The organism is Anaeroplasma sp., from assembly GCF_034179385.1.
Taxonomy (GTDB): domain Bacteria; phylum Bacillota_I; class Bacilli_A; order Acholeplasmatales; family Anaeroplasmataceae; genus Anaeroplasma.
Genome location: NZ_JAXFPY010000074.1, coordinates 21,718 through 28,658 on the forward strand (window position 1 = coordinate 21,718; position 6,941 = coordinate 28,658).

At 33.2% G+C, this 6,941-nt stretch carries 4 protein-coding genes and 2 riboswitches; of the genes, 1 reads left to right on the plus strand and 3 read right to left on the minus strand.

All coding sequences use genetic code 11. The features are described from left to right. Position 1: 1 nt before the first annotated feature. On the minus strand, positions 2-2,326 hold the full coding sequence (gene priA / locus SPJ17_RS04725; protein ID WP_321093154.1) for a primosomal protein N': 2,325 nt from the start codon (positions 2,324-2,326) through the stop codon (positions 2-4). A gap of 48 nt (positions 2,327-2,374) precedes the next feature. Further along, positions 2,375-2,474, minus strand: a riboswitch (SAM riboswitch). Positions 2,475-2,564: 90 nt separating this feature from the next. Next, positions 2,565-3,914 (minus strand): folate family ECF transporter S component, encoded by a 1,350-nt coding sequence (locus tag SPJ17_RS04730; RefSeq protein ID WP_321093155.1) that lies wholly within the window; start codon positions 3,912-3,914, stop codon positions 2,565-2,567. Between the two features lie 41 nt (positions 3,915-3,955). Continuing rightward, positions 3,956-4,050, minus strand: a riboswitch (THF riboswitch). Positions 4,051-4,167: 117 nt separating this feature from the next. On the opposite strand from SPJ17_RS04730, the gene SPJ17_RS04735 reads away from it, so the two are divergent. Then, positions 4,168-4,866, plus strand: coding sequence for a formate/nitrite transporter family protein (locus tag SPJ17_RS04735; RefSeq protein WP_321093157.1), 699 nt, complete (start codon positions 4,168-4,170; stop codon positions 4,864-4,866). Positions 4,867-5,023: 157 nt separating this feature from the next. Here the strand turns inward: SPJ17_RS04735 and SPJ17_RS04740 are convergent, their stop codons facing one another. Next, a complete protein-coding gene (locus tag SPJ17_RS04740) occupies positions 5,024-5,956 on the minus strand; it encodes a bifunctional oligoribonuclease/PAP phosphatase NrnA (RefSeq protein WP_321093159.1) in 933 nt (310 codons plus the stop codon). Between the last annotated feature and the right edge of the window lie 985 nt (positions 5,957-6,941).

The window sequence follows — 6,941 nt, forward strand, 5'->3', positions numbered from 1 at the left end:
ATCACCTCCTTGTTATCGATAAGGTTATATCCTTATCGTTTTGATATAATGGATAAATATAGCTGATTTTATCTAAAACAGCATCTTCTGCAGCTTGAACTTGGATAGTATAATGATACAAATCCTTTTTTTTGAAAATAAAGGCTTCGGTTGGACCTAAGATAACAGAGGATTTCGATACTTCTCTTAAGGCATTTGCGATATGAAATGCCTCAGCCTTTACCTTAGTAATATTCTTACCTATAACTTCAATTTCAATGGATTCAGAAAATGGTGGCATCAGGGCTGCCTTACGGAATAATATTTCCTTTTTATAAAATCCCTCATAATCATGATTCTTAGCCGCTTGAATGACATAATTCTTTGGATCATAGGTTTGAATAATGACTCTTCCATCCCTCTTGGCTCTTCCCGCTCTACCTGCAACCTGCTCAAGCAAATTGAAGGCTACCTGGTTCGCATCGAAGGTTGGGTAGTGAAGTGCAATATCGGCGTTTGCAACACCAACTAACGTTACATTTTCAAAATCTAAGCCCTTAGTTACCATTTGCGTACCGACTAAAATATCGGCTTCATGATTCTTAAATTTGTGATAGCATTCCTCATAATCACTCATTTTTGTAATACAATCGGTATCAAGCCTTAACACTCTTGCCTCAGGTAATATCTTCTTTACTGCCTCCTCAAGCTTTTCTGTACCACTACCTACATACCTGATTTTATCTGAGCCACATTTCATACATTTAGAAACATTTATCATCTGGTATCCACAGTAATGGCATTTTAGGATATTCGTTTTCCCGTGGTAGGTTAAGGATACATCGCAGTGAGGGCATTTTATAACCTCACCACAGCTTCTACACTGTACGAAGGAGGAATAGCCTCTTCGGTTTAGGAATAATATGGATTGCTCCTTATTTTGGTAGCATTGAATTAATGCGTTTTTAAGCTCATTGGATATAGGTGTTCTATTCCCATTTTTAAGTTCTTCTCTTAAATCGACGATAGATACCTTTGGTAATGGCTTTAAATTTGCACGAAGAGGTAAGGATAGTAAAGTGTATTCTCCTTCTAAGGCTTTATAATAGTCCTCTGCATTCGGAGTTGCACTACCTAAAACCAACGGACAATTATAGGTCTTAGCCCTCCTAATCGCAAGATCAATCGCATTATATTTTGGATTATTCGATTGTTTATAGCTTGCCTCATGGCATTCATCTACAATGACGATACCTAAATCCTTTATAGGAGCAAAAATAGCACTTCTTGCACCTACTACAATTTTAACATCACCATTTAAAATCCTTTTCCATTCATCATATTTTTCAGAAATTGTTAATCTAGAATGTAATACAGCGATAGATTCCTTAAATCTTGCATAAAACTGCGCTGTAATTTGTGGAGTTAAGCTTATTTCAGGTACGAGCATTAATGCTTTTTTACCTAAGCTAATGGCATCCTTAATCCACCTCATATATAATTCCGTTTTACCAGAACCTGTAACACCATGAAGAAGATATACCTTATTCTCATTAAGCTTTAAGGAAGCATAAATCTTTTTTTGCATATCATTTAAGGAAACATCCTTATCCTTATAATTCTTTTCATCCTCTTCTACTTCAGCTTCAAGCTTATATAAGCTTATAAAGCCATTCTTTTCTAGTGTATCGATAACGCTTTTTGAATACCCACATTCATTCACTACATAGGATAATTCTAAATCCTGATTCGCCTCCTCTAAATAATTAAGTAAATCTATACCCTTTTTGGATGAAGGTCTTTGATTTAATAAATTATTATGGATATAGGTAATGTATTTATCTTTCCTTACTCTTTTTATTCTCGTATCGATAACTAAATTACCCAATTTTATTTCTTTAAATAAAATAGGCTCTAAATCCTTAGGTATTCTACTTAAGGATACCTCCTTTTTAAGCTTAAAATGCTTTTTTAAGGAATCATCTAAGCTATCCGTTACCCATTTGACAATCTTTTCATATTTCATTCTTAAGGCTTGTGGAATCATGGCATCTAGGCTTGTAGAATAAAAGGAAAAATCATGAATAGCTATATATTTTGCCATTTCAATGAATTCTTCATTTAATATAGGCTTATAATCAATTAAATCCGATATTTCCTTTAATTCTCTTACAACCTCTGTTGTATCCTTTATCTTTAATACGTAGCCCATTCTTTTTTGCTTACCAAAGGGCACATATACTCTAGAGCCTACAGCTATAATCCCCTCTAAATAGGATGGTATTATGTAATCGAAGCTACGATTTACCTGTTTATTTTTTATATCAATGATAACCTCTGCATACATAATATCACTTCCTTAAGAATTAAAAATGCCACCCCTTGGATGGCATAAATTTCATATCCTGCCATCATTCAAGCTTTAGCACCTTTCCCAATTTGGGGAGGTTGCTTGGTAGTCATTGAGCTTGTCTCTCGTACCATCTTTATGACATAAACATTATACATTCAATTTTATTAAATTACAACTATTTTCAATTATAAAGTAAACTTATTGAATTTATAAAATCTATAAATTAAATTTATTAAAAGAAGGAGAAATTGTGACTTATTCTTTCATCCATTAAATTCATATGGAAGAGTGGGATAGATACAGCCTTTAAAACAAAGAATAATAATAGAGATTGTGGTAATAAATATACAATATTCTTTGGCAAGGATATTGTTAGCATATAGGTCATAAATGCATCAAAGGTAAAATTCGATATAATAGCCCAGCAAATAGAACCAATAAGTACATTACAAATGAAATTTACAATCACTCTTGCAACAAGACATCTTGTAAATGTGATATAGGTCTTATGAAAGCATAAGGCATACGTGAAGCATGCAAGCATGGCTTGGATGGTATATCCTATAAAGAAAATGCCATCCGGGCGAATGAAATAGCCTAAGATATCAGATAATGCACCAATAATAAGAGAAGGTATTGGTCCAAATAGCATTGCACCAACACTTAAGAATAAATAGGAAAGCCCTATACCTAAGGAGCCAAAGCCTGATGGAATAGGTATAAATTTACAAATCAATACGAGGGCCATAATAATGGCAATCATAACTAAGGATTTCATATTCTTTAAATATTTTATGGAATCTACAAAATAGGATTTATGGAATGGAGTTCTATATAAATCCTTATTATCATACTCCTTATGAATGGATAAATTTAATTTATCTACATAAATATAAACAAAGAATAAGCCTAGTAGGAATGTTCCAAGAAGGAAGGATCCTACCCAAATGGAATAATATTTTATTTTAGCTTCCTTATTCAAATTTATAGCATTAGGATTCGAATATGTAATCCATAGGTGATTCTCTTGATCTATAGAATTCGATTTATAAAATTCATTATCAAAATTAGAAAATACACTATGTCCTTTCCTATCCGATTGATTATATTCCTCTATTTCCTTATCTGTAATAAAGGGTAATAGGGTTAAATGCTTTAAAAAGCCTTTGGCTACCGAATCCGAATAGGTATAATCCTTAGATACATTGAAGGAATCTTGATTCGCATATATTGTAAAATAGGAATCATGAGCTTCTATTTTAATATCTTCGATTTCTACATATTGGTATGTGGATATTTTTAAACCAGTTTCTAGGCTTTTGGTTATATTTTTACAACGGTTGATATTATCTATACTTATAATATCTTTATAGCTAAAGTCTATATCCTTAGTATATTTAAAATGAAGTGTTGCATAATTTGCATCAAAATATGGCTTGCTGAAGGTTTTATCTGCAATAATAAAGCCTGTTAATAAGCCTATAATTGCAAAAATTAAAACGATTAACCATCCCTTTTTTAAGCAAATAAAATATTTCTTTAATTTGCCTACATTTTCTACATTTTTTTCTTTTTCTTCCATAATAAAAAGGCCTCCTTAATAGAGAGCCCACTATATAAGCATACAGCGGACGCGCAGAATTACCGCCACTAAATAGTGTTCGTCCATACCCAACATCCCGTGATATGGCACTTAACGCAATGTCTGCTACTCTGTTTTACGAGAATAAGTATAATCTATAGTAGTGTTATTTTCAAGATAAAATTATTCTTTATGTAGTAATATTTTATGAAAGCGTGTATAATAAACTAAATATAAAGCGGAGGATTAAATAATGAAGCGATACCTATACATTGTTGTAAGTTCAATACTTTCAGGATTTTTTATTACAATTGGAGCAACCGTATATTTATGCTGTCTTAAGGATGGAAATGATTTTAATGCAAAAATATGGGGCTCCCTCTTCTTTGGAATTGGATTATTCTCTATCATCCAGTTTCAAACCTGGCTATATACGGGCAAGGTTGGGCAAGCCTTAGATCATAAGCCAAAATTTTTAATCGATTTGCTTATTTGCTGTATCGTTAATATATTAGCCGTCATTGGCTTAAGCTTCCTATTTAAGCTTACGAATATGGGGCAATCCCTTGGGGATATTTCAAATAGTATAGTCACTAAAAAACAAGAAGCTCCTTGGTATTCTATTTTAATCACATCCTTTGGATGTGGTATGATGATTTATATTGCAGTGAAAGGACAGCAGGTATGTTCATCTCAAGTAGGTAAAATCATCTTAGTCTTCTTTTCGGTTTCTGTCTTTATTCTTGCAGGCTTTGACCACGTTATTGCCAACGCAAGCTATTATACCTATGCAGGATATATTGATTCAAAGACGATTCTATATTTTATACTTATGGCCATAGGTAATGGGCTTGGTTCTATATTCTTAGATGGTTTATTAAAACTACAAAATTATTTACGCCCAAAGGAAAATGAAATAGAATCCAAAAATGATTCAAAAGTTAATGATTAATTGAAAAAAAATTGAAAATCATTAAAAAGGAAATCTACCGACCAAATTGGAAGGGAATGATTTCCTTTTTTTACATCTATAAAGTGATTTGTTGTTGCCAACCTATAAATTTAAAGAGGCTATATATAAAATGATCTTATGTTTTATAATGTTTCTTTCATTTCAATAATTGGATAAATTTTTGAATGACCTCTTCTACATTTTGGAAGGATGGGATTGTACATCCACATGCATATGCATGTCCTCCACCTCCAAAGGATTTTGCAACTTCTACGATTTCAATTCCTCTAGAGCGGAATTCACATTTCACAGTATTCGATTCTAAATCATAGGTAAAATTACACCAAATTTTAATTTCTTCTATACCAGCCATTAAAGATAGCATGCCTCTAGAGATATCATTAAATTCACATTTAAATTTATCAAATACCTCCGGTTCATTTTCAAGCCATGCAACGCCATCCTTGAATTTTATTCTTTCTTGGAAATAATTCTTCATTTCCCTTTCTTGTAAGGTTTCAATATAGATATTATCATAAATATATTTTGCGTCTGCCCCAAAATCCATTAGGCTTGCTGAAACTCTTAGAGTTTCGCTTAGGTTTGCGCCATACATAAATCTGCCAGAATCTGTAATAATACCACCATATAATGCTGTTGCAGCAGAGCTAGGAATATCGATTCCCTCTTTCATAACTAAATAGGCTATATACTCTGCAGCTGCACTTCTTGTAGTATCTACTAATTTATAATCGGTTATATCACAATCGTTCTTGTGATGATCGATAACCCATACCTTTGAAGCATTCGTATATCTTTTATCTGAAACTAAATAGCTTACCGCTACATCGACAATGATAACTAAGGCACCATTAAATTTTTCATCTTCGATTTCATCCATTTTACCGATGAAGGAATATTTTTTTGTCATATCACCAACGATATATATATTTTTATTTGGATATTTATTCTTTAATATTAAAGATAGGCCTATTTGACTTCCTAAGGCATCTAAATCTGGTCTAGTATGTCTTTCAATAATAATCGTCTCATAAGCTTCAATATCCTTAAATAAATCTTTATAGTCCATAAAACCAGTCGAGTAGACAAGGCCCGACATCCCCCTCTTTCCATTTTATATTGTGTTAAAATATCATAATGTGAGTGGTTACTGTCTGCTTGCCCCTCACGGAACCGTACGTGCAGATTTCCCGCATACGGCTCTTCACCAACAATCTTTATTTCATTTGCCAGTGCCATATGTCTGCTTTAATGGTTGGCTAATGTTTTTATATCTTTACGTTCATTTTCCATTTCTTACGTACCTCCAGAGTACCAAATGTTTACATATAAAGAAACGATTGTCGGTGGCCTTCCTTCCCTCCAGTGTCATTACTACATCCTCGGTACTATGTCGGCTCCGACCACTTATATTCCGTTATCATATCTTGAGGTACAAGCTCTTGTATATGACTTACTATCTCTAGAGAATATAAGTTCTCCCAGGTATCCATTTAACATCATTAATCTACACGCCTAGCTCTTATTGACCCCGGTGGAACTCTCGTTATATCTCGCACTAACGATATAACCGGTATTGCTTTCAACGTAGAGGAACGTCTCTGCTTCCACGACCTTATATATGACGAGGCTGAATTGCTTCACGCTTACGCATTTAGGCTTATAGTATCCCTGACCTACGCTTAAAACTAATCTCACGATTTTGGCTCCAAGGTCTCGGTACTAGATGAGGTGCTAACTCTTTCTAGGTCGGACTCCCACCGACTATGTTAAGTGAACCGAACTGGCGCACCCTCAGGAATTTATTGTATCATATTCAAAAAATTATTAAAAGAGAAAAAATATATCCAAAGGGCTGGATATACTTTTTAATATTTATTTTATGGCTGATGTAATATCATTTATTTCCTTTTGTTTTTGCATTTTTGTTAATGGATCCAGTGTCGTATCAATGACCCTCATCAATAAATCCATTTTACGATTGTAATAAGAAATAAATGCCTCAGGCTTCTTTTTTAATAATACAGGACCAAATTTCAATTCATTTTCTGTAT